Source organism: Sphingobium yanoikuyae (genome assembly GCF_034424525.1).
GTDB lineage: Bacteria > Pseudomonadota > Alphaproteobacteria > Sphingomonadales > Sphingomonadaceae > Sphingobium > Sphingobium yanoikuyae.
The window spans coordinates 3,530,517-3,550,583 of record NZ_CP139979.1; the positions used below are offsets into that span (position 1 = coordinate 3,530,517).

Genomic DNA, 20,067 nt, shown 5'->3' on the forward strand with positions numbered 1-20,067 from the left:
ATGATCCGATGCGTTTCTCCCGTTTCTTCATCGACCGGCCGATCTTCGCCGCCGTCATCGCGGTGGTCATCACCGTGGTCGGTGCGCTCGCCTTTATCGGCCTGCCGGTGTCCCAATATCCCGACATCGTGCCCCCCACGGTCACGGTTTCCGCCCAATATCCCGGCGCATCGGCCGAAACGGTCGCGTCGACCGTGGCCGCGCCGATTGAACAGGAAATCAACGGCGTCGACGACATGCTCTACCAGAGCAGCCAGTCGACCGGCGACGGCAAGGTCGTCATCACCGTCACCTTCAAGATCGGCACCGACCTGGATGCCGCGCAGGTTCTGGTGCAGAACCGCGTCGCCGTCGCCATCCCCCGCCTGCCCGAGGAAGTGCAGCGGCTGGGCGTCGTGACCCGCAAGACCACGCCCGAATTCCTGATGGTCGTGAATTTGCAGTCGCCCGACGGCACCTATGATCGCGACTATATCTCCAACTATGCCCTGACCCAGGTGCGCGACAGACTGGCTCGTCTGGATGGCGTGGGCGACGTGCAGCTGTTCGGTTCGCGCGACTATGCGATGCGCATCTGGATCGATCCCGATCGCGCCGCCGCACTGGACCTGACCGCAGGCGAGATCGTCTCGGCGCTCCGCGCACAGAATGTCCAGGTATCGGCCGGCTCCATCGGCCAGCCCCCCTATGACCGGGGCGAAGCCTTCCAGCTTGGCGTCGAGATGCAGGGTCGCCTGACCACGCCCGATCAGTTTTCCGACATCGTCATCCGTTCCGACGCCGATGGCCATCAGGTGCGCGTGCGCGATGTCGCCCGCGTCGAACTGGGCGCGCAGGATTATGGCACCAACACCTATCTGTCGAACAAGCCGACGGTCGTCATCGCGACGATGCAGCGCCCCGGCTCCAACGCGCTCGACGCGGCGGAGAAGGTCAAGGCGGAGATGGAGCAACTGTCCAAGCGCTTCCCCAAGGGCCTGGAATATAGCATCATCTACAACCCCACCGAATTCATCAGCCAGTCGATCGACGCCGTCTATCACACGCTGTTCGAAGCGGTGATCCTGGTCGTCATCGTCATCCTGATCTTCCTGCAGAACTGGCGCGCGGCGGTCATCCCGATCATCGCGATCCCGGTCTCGCTGATCGGCACGGCAACGATGCTGGCTGCGGTCGGATACTCGCTCAACAACCTGTCGCTGTTCGGCCTGGTGCTGGCGATCGGCATCGTCGTCGATGACGCGATCGTCGTGGTCGAGAATGTCGAACGCAATATCGAAAATGGCATGAGCCCGCTGCAGGCAGCCCGCGTGTCGATGGACGAAGTGTCGACCGCGCTGATTGCGATCGTGCTGGTGCTGTGCGCCGTGTTCGTGCCGACTTTGTTCATCACCGGCATTTCCGGCGCCTTCTACCAGCAGTTCGCGGTCACCATCTCGACCGCGACGGTCATCTCGCTGATCCTTTCGCTCACCCTGTCGCCGGCTGCTGCCGCCCTGCTGCTGAAGCCCAAGCACGGTACCCATGATCTCGACAATGCGCCGCGCTGGCGCCAGGTTGCGGCCAGGGCGGCGGATCGCTTCAACCAGGGCTTTGATCGGATGAGCGCGGGCTATGCGCGCCTCACCCGCTTCCTCGTCGCCCGGCCCAAGAAGATGCTGCTGACCTATGCCGGCCTGATCGCCGCCACCATCGCCCTGTTCTGGGTGACGCCCGGCGGCTTCATCCCGGCGCAGGACCAGGGCTATTTCCTGGCCGTCGTCCAGCTGCCTTCGGGCGCGTCGCTGGAGCGCACCGACAAGGTGACGCGCGAGGTCGCAGCGAAGATCCTGCCGATCAAGGGCCTGCGCGGTGCGGTGATGTTCGCCGGCTTCCACGGCCCGTCGCAGACGCAGGCGCCCAACAGCGCGGCGATCTACTTCCCGTTCAAGAGCTTTGCCGAACGCAAGGCCGAAGGCGCCACCTATGCCGGGATCATGGATCAGGCGAACAAGGCGGTTGCGGGCTATGACAAGGCGCGCATCCTGCTGGTGCCGCCGCCGCTGATCCAGGGCATCGGCTCGGCCGGTGGCTATCGCCTGATGCTGGAGGACCGGGAGGATCGCGGCTATGCGGAACTCAACAAGGTCGCCGGCGAACTGATCGGCAAGGCCAATCAGAGCCCCAGCCTGGCGCAGGTCTATACATTGTTCGACGTCGGCACCCCGCGCATCTTCGCGGATGTCGATCGCCGCAAGGCCGACCTGCTGGGCGTGCCGCCCGAGCGCGTGTTCGAAGCGATGCAGGTCTATCTCGGCTCTGCCTTCGTCAACGACTTCAACCTGCTCGGCCGCACCTATCGTGTGACTGCCCAGGCCGATGCCGAACATCGCGGCACCGTGGCCGACATCGCCAACTTGAAGACCCGGTCGAACAGCGGCCAGATGGTGCCGATCGGTTCGGTCTCCACCTTCCGCGACAAGACCGGCCCCTATCGCGTGGTCCGTTACAACCTGCTGCCCGCGGTGGAAATCGATGGCGACACGGCGCCGGGCTATTCGTCGGGCCAGTCGCTGAGCACGATGGAGAAGCTCGCCGACGCGGCCCCCGCCGGCTATGCCAGCGAATGGACCGGCGTTGCCTATCAGCAGAAGATTGCCGGCAATACCGCAGGCATCGTCTTCGGCATGGCGGTCTTCTTCGTCTTCCTGGTGCTGGCGGCGCAATATGAAAGCCTGACCTTGCCGCTGTCGATCATCCTGATCGTGCCGATGTGCCTGTTCGCGGCCATGCTGGGCGTGAACCTGCGCGGGATGGACAATAATATCCTGACGCAGATCGGTCTGGTCGTGCTGATCGCGCTCGCGGCGAAGAACGCCATCCTCGTGGTCGAATTCGCCAAGCAGGCGGAAGAGGAACAGGGGCTGAGCCCGGTCGAGGCCGCCGTTCAGGCAGCGCAAACCCGTCTGCGCCCGATCCTGATGACCAGCTTCGCCTTCATCCTGGGGGCGGTGCCGCTGGTGATCGCCAGCGGGGCCGGTGCCGAACTGCGCCAGGCGCTGGGCACGGCAGTCTTCTTCGGCATGACCGGCGTGACGGCCTTCGGCCTGCTCTTCACCCCCACCTTCTATGTCGTGTGCCGCGCGCTGGGCGATCGTTTCGCCCGTCGCCGGCGCCCGGAGGCTGACGATGCTGCGGCATTGCAGCCGGCCGAATGAGGACAAAAGCCATGACAAGGAACCTGATTGCCCTGTTGCTCGGCGCCAGTGCGCTGACGGCCTGCGCCGCCGGGCCCGATTACAAGGCGCCCGCCACCCCGACGACAGCCGCCGCCCCCTTCATCGGGGCGGCGAACCCGGCGGTCGCACAGAGCGCCGCCGACGATCATTGGTGGCGGCTCTATAATGACCCGCTGCTCGACGGGCTGGTCGGCGATGCGCTGAAGGCCAATACCGACATCCGCGTTGCCGTCGCCCGGCTGGAACGCGCCCGCGCCCAGCTGCGCGGCGCCCGCTCCGACCGGTTGCCCAGCACCAATATCAGCGGCTCCCCGACCTATGGCCGGGTGTCGCAGGCCCAGACCCTGCCCGGCATGGACCGGGAAAACTGGACCGTCGATATGGGGCTGGACGTCGCCTATGAGGTCGACCTGTTCGGCCGGGTGAAGCGCAGCATAGAGGCCGCGCGCGGCGATGTCGGTGCGGCGCAGGCCGACGCCGATGCGGTCCGCGTTGCCGTCGTCGCCGATACGGTGCGCGCCTATGTCGACGCCACCGCCTCGGCGCAGCGGCTTGCCGTCGCGAAGGAGACGGTCGACCTGCTCGACAAGTCGATCCGTATCACCGGCGCCCGCTTCGATGCTGGCCGGTCCGACCGGCTGGACGTGATCCGGGTGACCACCCTGCGCGAACAGCAGCAGGCGCTGATCCCCAATCTGGTTGCCGATCGCAATGCCGCCCTGTTCCGGCTGGCAACGCTGACCGGGCGCACGCCGCAGGAGCTGCCCGCGTCCGTCCAGAACGCGACCGTGACACCGAATGTGACACAGCCGATCCCGGTCGGCGACGGCCAGGCACTGCTCGCCCGGCGACCGGACGTGCGCGCGGCCGAACGGCGGCTGGCGGCCGACACCGCGCGTATCGGTGTCGCGACGGCCGACCTCTATCCGCGCATCACGCTGGGCGGATCGATCGGCACCACCGCAGTCGGCGGCGGCAATCTGTTCGGCGCCGGGCCGCTCAACTTCCTGCTGGGGCCGCTGATCAGTTGGGCCTTCCCCAATCAGGAAGCCAACCGCGCGAAGATCGCGGCAGCCAGGGCGGATGGCGACGCATCGCTCGCCGCCTTTGACGGCACGGTGCTGCAGGCGCTGGAGGAAACCGAGACGGCGCTGTCCGCCTACGCCAATGCGCTGGAACGGCGGGCGACGCTGCAGTCGGCGCGGGACGAGGCGGCTCGGGCTGCGCGGATCAGCCTGGCACGCCAGCGCGAGGGGCAGATCGACTTCCTGACCGTGCTGGATGCGCTGCGCACCCAGGCATCGGCGGACGCGGACCTGGCGACCGCCAACCGCGCCGTTGCCTTTGCCCAGGTGGACCTGTTCCGCGCCCTGGGCGGCGGCTGGACCACCACCTGATACGGAAAGGGCGGCGTTTCAAAACGCCGCCCTTTTTTTTCAGACGATGAAATTGCCCTGATGGGCGAATGTCTCGATCTCATGCCGGCCGCTCGGCGCCTCGCGCGCCTGCAGCGCTTCGGGCAGGACCGCCTTGTCGCCCTGACGCCCGATCGCGATCGCCGCCTCGATCCGGAAACGCTCCGGCACGGCCAGTTCGGCGCGGGCCTTGTCGAAATCGACGCCGGTCATGGCATGGGTATGATAGCCAAGCCGCGTCGCCTGCAGCGCCAGCGTCGCCCAGGCGGCGCCCGCATCGAAGCTGTGGCTGTGCGAGGGCTTATAGTCTTCCGATCCCGGCGCGGCCATCAGCGTGTCGGAAATGACGAAGACCAGCGCCCCGGCATGCTGCACCCAGCCCTGATTGAACGGGAAGAGCAGGTCGAGGAAGCGCGCCCAGTCAGCGCTGTCGCGATGGGCATAGAGGAAGCGCCAGGGCTGGTAGTTGAAGGCCGAAGGCGCCCAGCGGGCGGCATCGAACAGCGTATCGATATCGGCCTGGGGGATGGCGGAACCGTCAAAGGCGCGGGGCGACCAGCGCTCCAGGATCAACGGATCGACGGGACGGGTAACTTCGCGCGGGCTGGTGGCCATCTGGATCTCCTTCAAGGCGATGGCGCGATCGGCGCGCCATGCTGTTGGAAATCTATCTAGCGGATGTTCCGCCGCTGCGAAGAGGCGTTTGGCTTTCGCCCTGGAAACACAGGGTTTCCTTCGATCAGGCGCAGGCATCCTGTGGCTGGCGTTCGCGATCGGCACGCGACACCGGTGCGCCACGGTCGTCCGCATCGCGCTCGAACAGCACGACGGCAGGCTCCCTGAAAAGGGCCTGCGCCAGCCGATCGCGCAGGCGCGTCAACGGTCCGTCCTGATCCTGATAGGCCATAATGCGTCCTCTCTGCCGACTCGAGCGGCTTATCTACTGATCGTATAGAGAATCGTCGCTCAAGCAATGCTGCCAGATCGGCAAGAAAAGCTTTCCATCGCTCTCCAGCGGCACCCCGGCTCGCCAATCATACGCAAATACTATGCAGCCGCCCCGCCCCGCGTCTCGCATTCAAACGGAAGAGGGGCCTAATCGGGCGCTCGCTAACGACCCTGTCCGCCTCCCGCGGCGGGCGTGATGCGGGAGTTACCCCCATGCAGGATCTCTTGTGGATCGGCATCATCCTGACGCTCACGGCGGCTAGCCTCGGCTATGTCCGGCTGTGCGGCGACGCCTGAAGGAGGGATGCCATGACCATCGACCTCTGGCTCGCGGCGATCACCGCCGCCGGGCTTCTCGTCTATCTCGTCGCCGTGCTCGCACGGCCTGAACGCTTTTAAGGGGGGCCGCACATGACCTTCCAGGGATGGCTGCTGATCGCAGCCTTTGTCGGCATCTTGCTGGCGCTGACCAAGCCGATGGGCCTGTGGCTGTTCGCGCTTTATGAGGGCCGCCGCACGCCGCTTCATGCCGTCTTCGGCCCGATCGAACGGGGCTTCTACCGCTTGTCGGGGATCGATCCCGATGCCGAGCAGAGCTGGCGCCGCTACGCGGTCCATATGCTGCTCTTCAACGTGGCGCTGCTGCTCTTCACCTATGCGGTGCTGCGTCTGCAGGGGCTGCTGCCGCTCAATCCGCAGGGCTTTGCCGGCACCAGCAGCGACCTCGCCTTCAACACGGCGATCAGCTTCACCACCAACACCAACTGGCAAAGCTATTCGGGCGAGTCGACCATGTCGAACCTGGCCCAAATGCTGGGCCTCTCCATCCACAATTTCCTGTCGGCCGCCACCGGCATTGCCCTGGCCTTCGCCCTGTTCCGCGGCTTTGCGCGGCGCAGCGCAGCGACGATCGGCAATTTCTGGGCCGACGTCACCCGCGTGACCCTCTATCTGCTGCTGCCGATCTGCATCGTCTATGCCCTGTTCCTGATCGCGAGCGGCGTGCCGCAGACGCTGGCCGGGTCGGTCGACGTGACCACGCTGGAAGGCGTGAAGCAGACCCTGGCGCTTGGCCCCGTCGCCAGCCAGGAAGCGATCAAGATGCTGGGCACCAATGGCGGCGGCTTCTTCAACGCCAACAGCGCCCATCCCTTCGAGAATCCGACCGCGCTCACCAACCTGGTGCAGATGCTGTCGATCTTCGTGATCGGCTTTGGCCTGACCTGGACCTTCGGCAAGGCCGTTGGCAACCCGCGCCAGGGCTGGGCCATCCTCGCCGCCATGCTGCTGATCTTCCTCGCCGGCGTCACCGTCACCTATTGGCAGGAAGCGGCCGGCAACCCGATACTCCACAATCTGGGCATCGCCGGTGGCAATATGGAGGGCAAGGAAGTCCGCTTCGGCATCGCTGCCTCCTCCCTGTTCGCGGTCGTCACCACGGCGGCAAGCTGCGGCGCGGTCAACGCCATGCATGACAGCTTCACCGCGCTGGGCGGCATGATCCCGCTGTTCAACATCCAGCTGGGCGAAGTCGTGGTCGGCGGCGTCGGCGCAGGCATCTATGGCTTCCTGCTGTTCGCCATCCTGGCCGTGTTCGTCGCGGGCCTGATGGTCGGCCGCACGCCGGAATATGTCGGCAAGAAGATCGAGAGCCGCGAAGTGAAGCTGGCCGTGCTCGTCATCGCCGTGCTGCCTTTGATCATCCTGGGCTTCACCGCCATCGCCAGCGTCACCGACGCGGGCCTGGCCGGGCCGCTCAACAAGGGACCGCATGGCTTCAGCGAGATCCTCTACGCCTTCACCAGCGCCGTCGGCAATAATGGTTCGGCCTTTGCCGGCCTGACCGCCAACACCCCCTTCTATAACGGGATGCTGGGCGTCGCGATGTGGATCGGCCGCTTCTTCATCATCATTCCCATGCTGGCCATCGCAGGCAGCCTGGCCGCGAAGAAATATACGCCCGAAACCGCCGGCAGCTTCCCCACCACCGGGGCGCTGTGGACCGGTCTGCTGGTCGGCATCGTGCTGATCGTGGGCGGCCTGACCTTCCTGCCCAGCCTCGCCCTTGGCCCCATCGCCGATCATCTCGCGATGATCCGTGGCCAGCTTTTCTAAGGATCCATGCACATGGCCCGATCCTCCAACAAATCCGAACAAAAATCGCTCTTCACGGCGGACCTGATCGTCCCGGATTGTCGAGACGCCTTCCGCAAACTCAATCCCAAGGAACTGATCCGCAACCCGGTGATGTTCACCACCGCGATCGTTGCGGTCCTGCTGACCGTCCTGCTCCTTGTCGGGCAGGACAGCCTGGCCACCGGCTTCAAGCTGCAGCTGGTGATCTGGCTCTGGCTCACGGTCCTCTTCGGCACCTTTGCCGAGGCGCTGGCAGAAGGCCGTGGCAAGGCGCAGGCCGCCTCGCTGCGCGCGACCAAGGCGGACCTGACCGCCAAGCGGCTGAAGGGCCATGGCGAAAGCTATGAAAATGTCGCCGCCAGCGCGCTGAAGCTGGGGGACGTGGTGCTGGTCCAGACCGGCGATCTGATCCCGTCCGATGGCGAGGTCGTCTCCGGCGTCGCCTCCGTCAACGAAGCGGCCATCACCGGCGAATCCGCGCCGGTGATCCGCGAGGCAGGCGGCGACCGTTCGGCCGTGACGGCGGGCACCCGCGTCATTTCCGACGAGATCCGCGTCCGCGTCACCGTCAATCCCGGCCAGGGCTTTCTCGATCGCATGATCGCGCTGGTCGAGGGTGCCGAGCGCCAGAAGACGCCGAACGAAATCGCCCTCACCCTGTTGCTGGTCGGTCTGACCATCATCTTCCTGATCGCGGTCGGCACCATCCCTAGCTTCGCCAGCTATGCCGGCGGTGCCATTCCGGTGGCGATCCTGGCGGCCTTGCTGATCACCCTGATCCCGACCACCATCGCCGCCCTGCTGTCGGCGATCGGCATTGCCGGCATGGACCGTCTGGTGCGCTTCAACGTGCTCGCCAAGTCGGGCCGCGCGGTCGAGGCAGCGGGCGACATCGACGTGCTGCTGCTGGACAAGACCGGCACCATCACCGTGGGTGATCGTCAGGCGACCGAATTCCGTCCCGTCGGCGGCACCACCCCGGTCCAGCTCGCACAGGCCGCGCTGCTCGCCAGCCTGGCCGACGAGACGCCCGAGGGCCGTTCGATCGTGCTGCTGGCCCGCGAAGGCTTCAACCAGTCGGTAGACGCCCTGCCCGCCAATGCGGAGGTCATTCCCTTCACCGCCCAGACCCGGATTTCCGGCGTCACCATCGATGGATCGACGATCCAGAAGGGGGCGGTGGATTCGGTGCTGAAGGCCAATCCGGGCCTGGGTTCCACCCCGGTCGCCAACGAACTGCGCCGCATCACCGACGAGATCGCCCGTGCCGGCGGCACCCCGCTGGCGGTGGCCAAGGACGGCAAGCTGCTGGGCGCGATCTTCCTGAAGGATATCGTCAAGGCGGGCATCCGGGAACGGTTCGGCGAACTGCGCCAGATGGGCATCCGCACGGTGATGATCACCGGCGACAACCCGCTGACTGCCGCCAGCATCGCGGCCGAGGCCGGGGTCGACGACTTCCTGGCGCAGGCCACGCCGGAGGACAAGCTGGCCCTGATCCGCAAGGAACAGCAGGGCGGTCGCCTGGTCGCGATGTGCGGCGACGGCACCAACGACGCCCCTGCCCTTGCGCAGGCCGATGTCGGCGTCGCCATGAACACCGGCACCCAGGCGGCCCGCGAAGCCGGCAACATGGTCGACCTGGACAGCGATCCGACCAAGCTGATCGAGGTAGTCGGTCTGGGCAAGCAGTTGCTGATGACGCGCGGCGCGCTGACGACCTTCTCGGTCGCCAATGACGTGGCCAAATATTTCGCGATCATCCCGGCCATGTTCGTCGCGCTCTATCCGGGCCTTGGCATCCTCAACGTCATGGGTCTGGCCACGCCGGAAAGCGCGATCCTGTCGGCGATCATCTTCAACGCGCTGATCATTCCCTGTCTGGTGCCGCTGGCATTGCGGGGCGTGACCTATCGCCCGATCGGCGCCGGTCCGCTGCTGGCCCGCAACCTCGCCATTTATGGCCTGGGTGGCCTGATCGCGCCGTTCGTGGGCATCAAGCTGATCGACCTTGCCGTCAACGGCCTTGGCCTCGCCTGAGGAAGGACAAATCCATGTTTACCGATTTCAAATCCGCTCTGCGTCCGGCCCTGACCATGACTTTGCTCTTCGCCCTGCTGCTCGGGCTTGCCTATCCGCTGGCGCTGACCGGCATCGGCCAGGCAGTGTTCCCGTCCCAGGCCAATGGCAGCCTGGTCGAGGATCAGGGCAAGGTCGTCGGTTCGACCATCATTGGTCAGGCCTTCACCTCGGACATCTATTTCCACAGCCGTCCGTCGGCGGCGGGCAAGGGCTATGACGGCCTTGCCTCCTCCGGCTCCAATCTTGGTCCGACCAGCCAGGCGCTGGCCGACCGCGTCAAGACCGACGTCGAGACTCTTCAAGCTGCTACACCTGGTCGTTTTGTTCCGTCCGATCTGGTGACCACCTCTGCCTCGGGGCTTGACCCCCATATCAGCCCCGAGGCAGCTTTTTATCAGGTCGATCGCGTCGCCGCCGCGCGCGGGATCGATGCGGCGCGCGTCCGCAGCCTGGTAGAACAGAGCGTCGAGCAGCCCCTGCTGGGCTTCATCGGCGAACCCCGCGTCAATCTGTTCGATCTCAATCGACGGCTGGATGCGATTGGCGCTAAACGGACCCAGTGAACGAACCGCATCGCCCTGATCCAGAAGCCTTCCTGCGCGCCGCCGCGCAGGAAGGCCGTGGCCGCCTGAAGGTCTTTCTCGGCGCTGCGCCGGGGGTGGGCAAAACATGGGAGATGCTGACCGAAGGACGGCAGCGGCGCGAGGCAGGCGTCGATGTCGTCGTCGGCGTGGTGGAAACCCATGGCCGGCGCGAGACCGAAGCGCTGGTCCATGGCCATGAGATCATCCCCCGCCGCACCGTCGATCATCAGGGCCACAGCCTGGGCGAGATGGATATCGACGCGATCCTCGCGCGCCATCCCCAGCTGGTGCTGGTCGACGAGCTGGCGCACAGTAATGCGCCGGGCAGCCGCCATCCCAAACGCTATCAGGATGTCGAGGAATTGCTGGCCGCCGGCATCGACGTCTATTCGACGATCAACATCCAGCATGTCGAAAGCCTCAACGACGTCGTCGCCTCCTTCACCCGCGTTCGCGTGCGTGAGACCGTGCCCGATTCGATCCTGGAACATGCCGAGATCGAAGTGGTGGACATTCCGCCCGACGAGCTGATCGAGCGGCTGAAGGACGGCAAGGTCTATATCCCGCAGGAAGCCAGCCGCGCCCTCAACCATTTCTTTTCCAAGTCGAACCTGACCGCACTGCGCGAACTGGCGCTGCGCCGCGCCGCCCAGGCGGTCGATGCCCAGATGCTCGACTATGTCCGCGCCCATGCGCTGGCGGGCAGCTTCGCGGCGGGCGAGCGGGTGATCGTGGCGGTGAGCGAACAGCCCAGCGCCGCCGGCCTTGTCCGCTCCGCCAAGCGGCTGGCCGATGCGCTGCGCGCGCCCTGGACCGCCATCCATATCGAAACCCCGCGTGGGCTGCAGCTGTCGGACGAGGACCGGCAGCGTCTGGCCGACACGCTTGCCCTCGCCTCCCGCCTCGGCGCCGAGACCGCGTCCATTCCGGCCCCCAGCGTCGCCGATGGACTGCGCAGCTTCGCCGCCGACGCGCGCGCGACCCAGATCGTGATCGGCAAGTCGGCGCGCAGCTGGTGGTTCGAATTGCGCCATGGGTCGGTGGTCGACCGGCTGGTGCGCGACATCGGCCCGGTCGCCGTCCATGTCATGCCCGGCGAGGAAAGCGCGCCGCGGACCAAAGTCACCCGTGGCGGCCATTGGGGCGACCCGATTGGCTATGTCTGGTCGATGCTGGCGGTGATCGGCATGACCGTGCTCGGCCGGCTGATGCTGGAGGTGATCGACCTCGGCAATATCGCGCTTCTCTATCTGGTTCCGGTGATGTTCGCGGCGGCCAGTCATGGCCTGCGCACCGGCCTTGCCACCGGCCTCGCCTCCAGCCTTGCCTATAATTTCTTCTTCCTGCCGCCCACGGGCACGCTGACCGTCAGCAATCCGGAAAATGTCATTTCCATCCTCGTCTTCCTGGGCGTGGCAGTGGTGACCAGCCAGTTTGCCGCGCGGATGCATGCCCAGTCGGTGCTGGCCCAATCCAGTGCGCGGCAGAATGCAACGCTGGCCGGCTTCTCGCGCCAGCTGACCGCCTCCCCCAGCCTGGAGGAAATCCGCCACGCCATCTGCGCCGAGATCGCCCGGCTGTTCGACGTGCGAGCCGTGCTGATGATCCCGTCGGATGAAGGGCCGCAATTGCGCGCCGCCTATCCGCCCGAGGATCGGCTGGACGAGATCGAGCGCGCCGCCGCCCGTTGGGCGATGGAGCATGGCGAGCCGGCCGGGCGCGGCTCCTCCACCCTCACCGCGTCGGACTGGCTGTTTCTGCCGGTGCCCACCAAGGACGCGGTGCTGGCGGTGATCGGCCTGGCCCGCGAGGACGCCGGCGAACCGGTCCGATCCGATCAGTTCCCGCTGCTGATGAGCCTGATCGACCAGGCGGCGATCGCGCTCGACCGCATGGCGCTGGAGGAGGCGATGATCGAAGCCGGGCAGATCCGCGAGCGCGACCGGTTGCGCTCCGCCCTCCTCTCCTCGGTCAGCCATGATCTGCGCACGCCGCTCACCACCATCATTTCGGCCACGCGCGAACTGCGCACCCATCCCTCGCCCGAGCTGATCGATACGCTGGATGGCGAGGCCCAGCGCCTGTCCCGGTTCGTCGCCAATCTGCTCGACATGGCGCGGGTGGAGGCCGGCGCACTGCCGATGCGAGCGGAGGCGACCGACCTGTTCGATGCGGTCGCCAGCGCCGCCCATGACAGCCGCAGCGCGCTGGCCGATCGCCATCTCGACGTGCAGATCCCGCCCGACATCCCGCTGGTCCGGGTCGATCCGGTGCTGCTGCACCACATCCTCATCAACCTGCTCGACAATGCCGGCCGCTATGGCGATCCCGGCACGCCCGTGACCGTGCGCAGCCTGCGCGAGCCCGACGCCATCAGCCTGTCGGTGATCGACCAGGGGCCGGGCATCCCGGCCGGCATGGAAGCGCGCGTGTTCGACACCTTCACCCGGTTGGAAGGATCGGATCGGTCGAAGACCGGCACCGGCCTTGGCCTCGCCATCGTCAAGGCCTTTGCGGAAGCAATGGGCCTTACCGTATCGGCCCGCACCGTTGCCGCCCCGCCCGGCGCCTGTTTCACCCTGCACATTCCCCAATCCCTCATCCTCACCGACATCATGGAAAAGGACATCGCATGAAGCCGCGCCACAGCCTGCTGATCGTCGACGACGAACCGCAGATCCGCCGGCTGATCCAGGCCGCCCTCGCCCGCGCCGATTATGCCACGATCGAGGCGCAGACCGCGCGCGAAGCACTGGACAAGCTGCGCAGCGAGCGGCCCGACATCACCCTGCTGGACCTGGGCCTGCCCGATCGCGACGGGCTGGAGCTGGTGCCGATCATCAAGAAGGAAAGCGACACGACGCTGATCATCGTGTCGGCGCGTGACGCCACCGATGAGAAGGTCGCCGCGCTGGACCTGGGCGCTGACGATTATCTGACCAAGCCGTTCGATACCGACGAACTGCTTGCCCGCGTGCGGGTGGCGCTCCGCAACCGGATGACGCGCGACGGCGGATCGACCAAGGTGACGGCCGGCGACCTGACGATCGACCTGGTCGCCCATATCGTCACGAAGGGCGGGGTCGAGGTGCATCTGACGCCCAAGGAATATGGCGTGCTGGAGCAGCTGGCGCGCTTTCCCGGCCGGGTCATCACCCACAAGCAGATCATGGACCATGTCTGGCCCAACGAACATGCCCATCATGTCGAATATCTGCGCGTGCTGGTGCGCGGCCTGCGCCAGAAGCTGGAGGCCGACCCGCAGCGGCCGCAGATCATCAGCAATGAACTGGGGATCGGCTACCGCCTGAAACAGGGTGCGGACTGACATCAAAATAGAGCCTGATTCACGCCATCGGTGAAAGCGCGGAGCGCTTTCGCCTCAGACGATCAGGCTCTAGATCTCGATCTGCGACCCCAGCTCGACCACGCGGTTGGTCGGCAGGTTGAAGAAGGCCATCGGACTTTCGGCATTGCGGATCATCCAGGCGAACAGCTTTTCGCGCCACATCGCCATGCCCGGCCGCTCTGACGGGATCAGCGTCTGACGGCTGAGGAAATAGCTGGTGTCCTTGACGCTGATCGGCCCGCCACAGTCGTGGACCGACTTCATCGCCGCCGGAATATCCACATCCTCCATGAAGCCATGGCGCAGGATCAACCGGTAGAAGCCCGATCCATGATCCTCCACCGTCGTGCGCCCCTGCAGCGGCAGATGCGGCACGCCCTGGGTGCGCACGGTCAGGATGATGACCCGTTCGTGCAACACCTTGTTATGCTTCACATTGTGCAGCAGTGCCGGCGGCACGCCGTCGGTGGTGGAGGAGAGGAAGATCGCCGTCCCCGGCACGCGCTTGAGCGAGGCCAGCGTCGATCGCACGAACAGGTCCAGCTCCATCGCCCCTTCGCGCAGATAATGGCGCATGATGCGCCGCCCGGTCGCCCAGGTGGTCAGCACGGTGAAGACCACCGCCGCGACCAGCAGCGGGAACCATCCGCCATCGGGGATCTTGGTCACGTTCGACGCGAAATAGGCGCCGTCGATGATCAGGAACAGGCCGGTGACACCCGCCGCCGCCGGCAGCGGCCAGCGCCATACGCTGAAGGTCAGCAAGCCCAGCATGCAGGCGGTGATAACCATCGTGCCGGTTACTGCGATGCCATAGGCGGCGGCCAGGTTGCTGCTGTTGCCAAAGCCCAGCACCAGCAGGATGACGAAGATCAGCAGCAGCCAGTTGATGAGCGGCACATAGATTTGTCCCGCCGCCGACGCGCTGGTGTGCAGGATGCGCAGGCGCGGCAGGAAACCCAGTTGCACCGCCTGTTGCGTGACGGAGAAGGCCCCGGAGATCACCGCCTGGCTGGCGATGATCGTCGCCATGGTGGCCAGGATCACCAGCGGCAGACGCGCCCAGTCCGGCGCCATCAGGAAGAAGGGATTTTGTGCCGCCGCCGGATTGTCGAGCAGTAGCGCCCCCTGCCCCAGATAGTTGAGCATCAGGCAGGGAAAGGCGGCATAGAGCCAGGCGATGCTGATCGCCTTGCGCCCGAAATGGCCCATATCGGCATAGAGCGCCTCTGCGCCGGTCACCGCCAGCACGACCGAGCCGAGCGCCAGGAAAGCGAGCCTGGGGTCGATTGCGAAGAAGCGGATCGCCCAGAGCGGATTGACGATGCCGATGATTTCGGGGTGCTGGACGATATTGGCGATGCCGAGCGCGGCGAGCGTGATGAAATAGATCGCCATGATCGGGCCGAAGGCCATGCCGACCATCGCCGTGCCGAAGCGCTGGATCAGGAACAGCGCGATCAGGATGACGATCGCGATCGGCAGCACCATATCCGCCAGGCTCGCCTGCACGATGGTCAGGCCCTCGACCGCAGACAGCACCGAAATGGCCGGCGTGATGATCGCGTCGCCATAGAAGAGTGCGGTCGCCAGCACCCCCAGCATCGCGATCGCCGGGGTCCAGCGCGTCTCGCCCAATCGCCGGCCGATCAGCGCCAGCAGCGCCATGCTGCCGCCTTCGCCATCATTGTCGGCGCGCATGACGATGAACACATATTTGACGGTGACGATCAGCGTCATGGTCCAGAAGATCAGCGAGAGGACGCCATAGATATGCAGCGGATCGACCGTCAGCGGATGATGGCCGACGAAGCTTTCCTTGAGCGCATAGAGCGGCGAGGTGCCGATATCGCCGAACACCACGCCCAGCGCACCGAGCGCAAGCGCAGCCGGTCGGCCATGCGGCGTGCGATCCTGGCCTGCGGCCGGATCCCCCTGTTCAGTCATCTATGCGTGCCCTTCGTCTTTCTATCGGGCCGCCATGCCATGAAAGGCCATTTGAAAACCATAGGGGTCTGCCCTCCCCGGCATAGGATTCGCATATGATTCCGGCCCGGACGGCCCGTATGCGCCTCAAATGCTATGAAATCCCTACGCAATCTGCCGGTTCCCTGTCTCGCATCCCTATGCCCGTCCGCTTAATTGCGATGCCGCCGCAACGGAGGCGGCACATGATGCACAATTGGCGTCCCCGCTGGACCTTGAAGATCGGCCTGCGCCTGCTCGGCCTCGCCTTTCTGGCCACGCTCTGGCCCGAGGGCCGTGCCCTTACTGCGCTCGCCCATGGCCATCCATCGGTCACCATCGGCCAATTGTCGCTCGCCGCGCTGGCCTTTCTATGTGCCAGCGGCGGGATGGCGCTGCTGTTGATGGGCCCCGACCTATGGAAGCCGGTACGCCTGGCCGATCGCTGGACCGCGCGATGAGGTTCATGACCAAGATTTCATGATGGGATCATCCGGCGGGAAGCCGGGCCGGCCTATTGCCGCGTCATCGTCGCAGAGGAGTAGCGACGCGCGGACCACAGGCCATGACCAGACCCATTTTCTTCGATCCCACCGGCCGGCGCGGCATCTGGGCGCGGCGCGCCCTCGCCGCCCTGCTGTGCGCCATCATCGCCGCCACCATCGCCTTTGCGACGACGCTGATCGCCGTCCCGTCGGAAGGCGACCTGGCGTTGCCCCTGCCCCAGCCCCGCGCCGCGCATCTGACCGGCATGTCGCGGCTGCGCCATGACCTGTCCAAATGGCTGCCGCGCTGGCCCGGCCATGTCGCACAGGCCCGTCCGCTCAATGTCGGCTTCTATGTCCCCGATGACGAAAGCAGCATCGCCTCGCTGCGCCGTCATGTCGGCCAGCTCGACTGGGTCGTGCCCGCCCTGGTGACCGTGCCGGGCAGCGATCCCGCGCCCCGATTCCATGCCGACCCGCGCCTAGACCAGATGATCGCCAGCATGGGCCGACCGCCCAAGCTGCTGCCGATGGTCCAGAATCTCGACGCCCATGGCTGGAACGGCGCCGGCACCGCCCGCCTGCTCGCCAATCCGGCCGCCACCCGCCAGTTGGCCCAGCGGCTCGCCGCCTCGGTCGCGGCGCATCATGATGCCGGGCTGGTGATGGACTTTGAATCGCTGCCGTCCGGCGCGCTGCCCGCCTATCTCCATTTCCTGCGCCAGTTGCGCAGCGACCTGCCCGCCCGCGCCAAGCTGGCCGTCACCGCCCCCGCCGGCGAGGAATGGCCGCTCACCCGCCTCGGCCAAATTGCCGACCATGTCATCTTCATGGCCTATGACCAGCATTGGCAGGGCGGCACGCCCGGCCCGATCGCGGCGCAGGACTGGTTCGCCCGCGCGGTCGAGGATGCCAGCCGCCGCGTCGGCCGCGATCGCATCATCGTTGCGCTCGGCAGCTATGCCTATGACTGGCATGATGGCGGCGCCGACGCCCTGTCGCTCGACGAGGCCTGGCTCGCCGCCCATGACAGCGACGCCCCGGTCAGCTTCGATCCCGCCAGCGGCAATGCCGGCTTCGCCTATGATGATGACGGCCATCGCCATCAGGTCTGGATGCTCGATGCCGCCGCCAGCTGGAACGAGCTGCAGGCGCTGCGCCGCCTCGGCATCCAGGGCGTGGCGCTGTGGCGGCTGGGCAGCGAGGATCCGGGCATCTGGTCCGACCTCACCGCCTTCCGCAACGGCAGCCGGCCCGACCTGCGCCAGGTCGCGAGCAAGCTCGACACCGATGTCGAGGGATCGGGCGAGATATTGCGCATCACCGCCACGCCGACCGACGGCAGCCGCTCGATCGCCTTCGGCCCGCAGGGGACGATCCTGCGCGAAACCTATCATGTCCTGCCCACCCCCTATCAGGTGCGGCGGACCGGCGGCGCCCAGCCCAAGATGCTGGCGCTCACCTTCGACGACGGCCCGGACGCGACCTGGACGCCGAAAATCCTGTCGGTGCTGGAACAGCATCATGTGCCCGGCACCTTCTTCGTCATCGGCGAAAATGCGCTGGAGCATCCCGGCCTGTTGCAGCGGATCGTCGCCGACGGCGACGAGATCGGCAACCATAGCTACAGCCATCCCAACCTTGCCACCTGGTCGGACGAGAGCACCCGGCTGGAACTCAACGCCACCCAGCGGCTGGTCCAGGCCTATACCGGGCGCAGCATGAAGCTGTTCCGCGCACCCTATTTCGGCGACGCCGAACCGACCACGGCGGACGAACTGGGGCCGGCGCTGGCGGCGCAGAAGGCCGGCTATACCGTCGTCGGTCTGCACGTCGATCCCAATGACTGGCAGCGGCCCGGCACCGATACGATCGTCCGCCAGGTGATCGACCAGGTTCATGCCGCCGATGCCGAGCGGTCCGGGAATATCATCCTGCTGCATGATGGCGGCGGCGAACGGTCTCAGACGGTCGCGGCCCTGCCGCAGATCATCACCACCCTGCAGAAGGAAGGCTATCGCTTCGTGCCGGTGTCGCGCCTTGCCGGCCTGTCGCGCGAAGCGGCAATGCCGCCGGTCCGTGCCGGCGACCTGACCGCCGTGCGCGTCGATGTCGGCATGTTCATCACACTCGCCGTCATCTCGGCCCTGCTCGGCTGGATCTTCTATGTCGCCATCTCGCTCGGCATCGCGCGCGCGCTGCTGATGACCTTTCTCGCCTGGTTCCAGACCCGGCGCGACCGCCCGGCGCCGCCCGTCTATCAGCCGACCGTCTCGGTCATCATCCCCGCCTATAATGAGGCACGGGTGATCGAGGCATCGGTGCGCCGCGTGCTGGCCAGCGACTATCCCGCGCTGCAATTGATCGTCGCCGATGACGGATCGAAAGACGAGACCAGCGCGATCGTCGCCCGCGCCTTTGCCGACGATCCGCGCGTCACCCTGCTGACCTTGCAGAATGGCGGCAAGGCGGCGGCGCTCAACCGCGCTCTCAAGGATGCCACTGGCGAGATATTGATCGCGCTCGACGCCGACACCCAGTTCGAGCCGCTGACGATCGCGCGGCTGGCGCGCTGGTTCGCCGATCCGGCGATCGGCGCGGTGGCTGGCGACGCCCGTGTCGGCAACCGGGTCAATCTCGTCACCCGCTGGCAGGCGCTGGAATATATCACCGCGCAGAATCTGGAGCGGCGCGCGCTCGCCGGCTTCGACGCCATGACGGTGGTGCCCGGCGCCGTCGGCGCCTGGCGCCGGACGGCGCTGGACGCGGTCGGCGGTTATCCCGAAGATACGCTGGCCGAGGATCAGGATCTGACCATCGCGATCCAGCGCGCCGGCTGGCGCGTCACCTTCGATCCCGAGGCGGTCGCCTGGACCGAGGCGCCCGAAAGCTTCAAGGCACTGTCGAAGCAGCGCTATCGCTGGGCCTTCGGCACGCTGCAATGCCTGTGGAAACATGCCGCCATCCTGCGCAGCCGCAAGCCGACCGGCCTTGCGCTTGTCGGGATGCCGCAGGCCTGGCTGTTCCAGATCGTCTTCGCCGCCATCTCGCCGCTCATCGACCTGGCGCTGATCCTGTCGATCGCGGGCACGATCCTGCGCGTGCAGCAGCATGGCTGGGCCCAGACCAGCGGCGACGTCGCGACCATGGCGCTCTACTGGCTGGTCTTCACCGGCATCGACATCGCCTGTGGCTGGATGGCCTATCGGCTCGACGGCAACAAGGTGCGCTACCCCGCCCATCTGCTGGTTGCCCAGCGCTTCGTCTATCGCCAGATCATGTATTGGGTGGTGGTGCGCGCGATCGCATCGGCCATTGGCGGCTGGGTCGTGGGATGGGGCAAGCTGGAGCGGTCGGGTCGCGTCTCGGTCGCGCCGGCTGCGGCGGTCCCCGGCATGAACAAAGTGTAACATGACACGCAACCCCGCCTCGCCCATTCTACCCGCAAAGACAGCTCAGGACATGGCCAGGAACATGGAGGCCCCGCGCATAGACAAGACCGCAACCAGCCGCCTGCTGATCGGCCTGGCGCTGTGTGCGGCGTTGATGAGCGGCGCCTTCTTCCTGCATGTCCGCCGCGATGCGGAGGATCATGGCTCCGTGTCGGGCGCCAGCGCCCAATTGCTGCCGGGGCTGACGCTGGAAAATGCCGAGCCGGCCGGCACCGGCCTGATCGTCACCAGCATGGAATCGAGCGGCCCGGCGGCCCGCGCCGGCATCGCCGTGGGCGACGACCTCATCCGTATCGACGGCACGCCGATCGCCTCGCTGGACCAGGCCAATGCCTATCTCAGCCAGCATGGCAACGCCCATCTCATATTGGGCTTGCGGCATCAGGATGCCGTCCGCATGGTGGCGCTCGACCGTTCGCCAGATTAGGGGCCG

The 20,067-nt window shown here is 66.3% G+C and carries 14 protein-coding genes; 11 read left to right on the forward strand and 3 right to left on the reverse strand.

What is annotated here, in order from left to right; all coding sequences use genetic code 11:
• The first annotated feature begins 8 nt into the window (after positions 1-8).
• Together U0025_RS16215 and U0025_RS16220 are read left to right on the forward strand one after the other, a co-directional pair.
• Positions 9-3,197 (forward strand): efflux RND transporter permease subunit, encoded by a 3,189-nt coding sequence (locus U0025_RS16215; RefSeq protein WP_004208476.1) that lies wholly within the window; start codon positions 9-11, stop codon positions 3,195-3,197.
• A gap of 11 nt (positions 3,198-3,208) precedes the next feature.
• Positions 3,209-4,615 carry an efflux transporter outer membrane subunit gene (locus tag U0025_RS16220; RefSeq protein WP_004208477.1) on the forward strand — a complete coding sequence of 469 codons (1,407 nt, stop codon included), beginning with the start codon at positions 3,209-3,211 and terminating at the stop codon, positions 4,613-4,615.
• 39 nt (positions 4,616-4,654) lie between these two features.
• Here U0025_RS16220 and U0025_RS16225 read toward each other — a convergent pair whose 3' ends face one another.
• Together U0025_RS16225 and U0025_RS16230 are read right to left on the reverse strand one after the other, a co-directional pair.
• On the reverse strand, positions 4,655-5,248 hold the full coding sequence (locus U0025_RS16225) for a nitroreductase family protein (RefSeq protein WP_004208478.1): 594 nt from the start codon (positions 5,246-5,248) through the stop codon (positions 4,655-4,657).
• Positions 5,249-5,372: 124 nt separating this feature from the next.
• Positions 5,373-5,540, reverse strand: coding sequence for a hypothetical protein (locus tag U0025_RS16230; protein WP_004208479.1), 168 nt, complete (start codon positions 5,538-5,540; stop codon positions 5,373-5,375).
• 350 nt (positions 5,541-5,890) lie between these two features.
• Here U0025_RS16230 and kdpF point away from each other — a divergent pair, with 350 nt between their 5' ends.
• The 6 genes from kdpF to U0025_RS16260 are packed head-to-tail and all read left to right on the forward strand — an operon-like array spanning position 5,891 to position 13,711.
• On the forward strand, positions 5,891-5,980 hold the full coding sequence (gene kdpF, locus U0025_RS16235; RefSeq protein ID WP_004208480.1) for a K(+)-transporting ATPase subunit F: 90 nt from the start codon (positions 5,891-5,893) through the stop codon (positions 5,978-5,980).
• A 12-nt stretch (positions 5,981-5,992) separates the two neighbouring features.
• Positions 5,993-7,696 (forward strand): potassium-transporting ATPase subunit KdpA, encoded by a 1,704-nt coding sequence (kdpA, locus tag U0025_RS16240; protein ID WP_004208481.1) that lies wholly within the window; start codon positions 5,993-5,995, stop codon positions 7,694-7,696.
• A 12-nt stretch (positions 7,697-7,708) separates the two neighbouring features.
• Positions 7,709-9,757 carry a potassium-transporting ATPase subunit KdpB gene (gene kdpB / locus U0025_RS16245; protein ID WP_004208482.1) on the forward strand — a complete coding sequence of 683 codons (2,049 nt, stop codon included), beginning with the start codon at positions 7,709-7,711 and terminating at the stop codon, positions 9,755-9,757.
• Between the two features lie 14 nt (positions 9,758-9,771).
• A complete protein-coding gene (gene kdpC / locus U0025_RS16250; protein WP_004208483.1) occupies positions 9,772-10,362 on the forward strand; it encodes a potassium-transporting ATPase subunit KdpC in 591 nt (196 codons plus the stop codon).
• A complete protein-coding gene (locus U0025_RS16255) occupies positions 10,359-13,019 on the forward strand; it encodes a sensor histidine kinase (RefSeq protein WP_004208484.1) in 2,661 nt (886 codons plus the stop codon). Before kdpC ends, U0025_RS16255 begins: the two co-directional genes overlap by 4 nt.
• The gene (locus U0025_RS16260; protein ID WP_004208485.1) at positions 13,016-13,711 is read left to right on the forward strand and encodes a response regulator; all 696 of its coding nucleotides are present in this window, start codon (positions 13,016-13,018) and stop codon (positions 13,709-13,711) included. The genes U0025_RS16255 and U0025_RS16260 overlap by 4 nt, the downstream gene beginning before the upstream one ends.
• A gap of 69 nt (positions 13,712-13,780) precedes the next feature.
• On the opposite strand, the gene U0025_RS16265 is transcribed toward U0025_RS16260, so the two are convergent.
• Positions 13,781-15,679: a potassium transporter Kup gene (locus tag U0025_RS16265; protein ID WP_004208486.1), complete on the reverse strand. Its 1,899-nt coding sequence runs from the start codon at positions 15,677-15,679 to the stop codon at positions 13,781-13,783.
• Between the two features lie 224 nt (positions 15,680-15,903).
• On the opposite strand from U0025_RS16265, the gene U0025_RS16270 reads away from it, so the two are divergent.
• The 3 genes from U0025_RS16270 to U0025_RS16280 all read left to right on the forward strand — a co-directional run bounded on the left by U0025_RS16270 (position 15,904) and on the right by U0025_RS16280 (position 20,061).
• The gene (locus U0025_RS16270; RefSeq protein WP_004208487.1) at positions 15,904-16,158 is read left to right on the forward strand and encodes a hypothetical protein; all 255 of its coding nucleotides are present in this window, start codon (positions 15,904-15,906) and stop codon (positions 16,156-16,158) included.
• A 104-nt stretch (positions 16,159-16,262) separates the two neighbouring features.
• Positions 16,263-19,592, forward strand: coding sequence for a glycosyltransferase (locus U0025_RS16275; RefSeq protein WP_004208488.1), 3,330 nt, complete (start codon positions 16,263-16,265; stop codon positions 19,590-19,592).
• Positions 19,593-19,644: 52 nt separating this feature from the next.
• On the forward strand, positions 19,645-20,061 hold the full coding sequence (locus U0025_RS16280) for a PDZ domain-containing protein (RefSeq protein ID WP_254792248.1): 417 nt from the start codon (positions 19,645-19,647) through the stop codon (positions 20,059-20,061).
• Positions 20,062-20,067 lie beyond the last annotated feature (6 nt).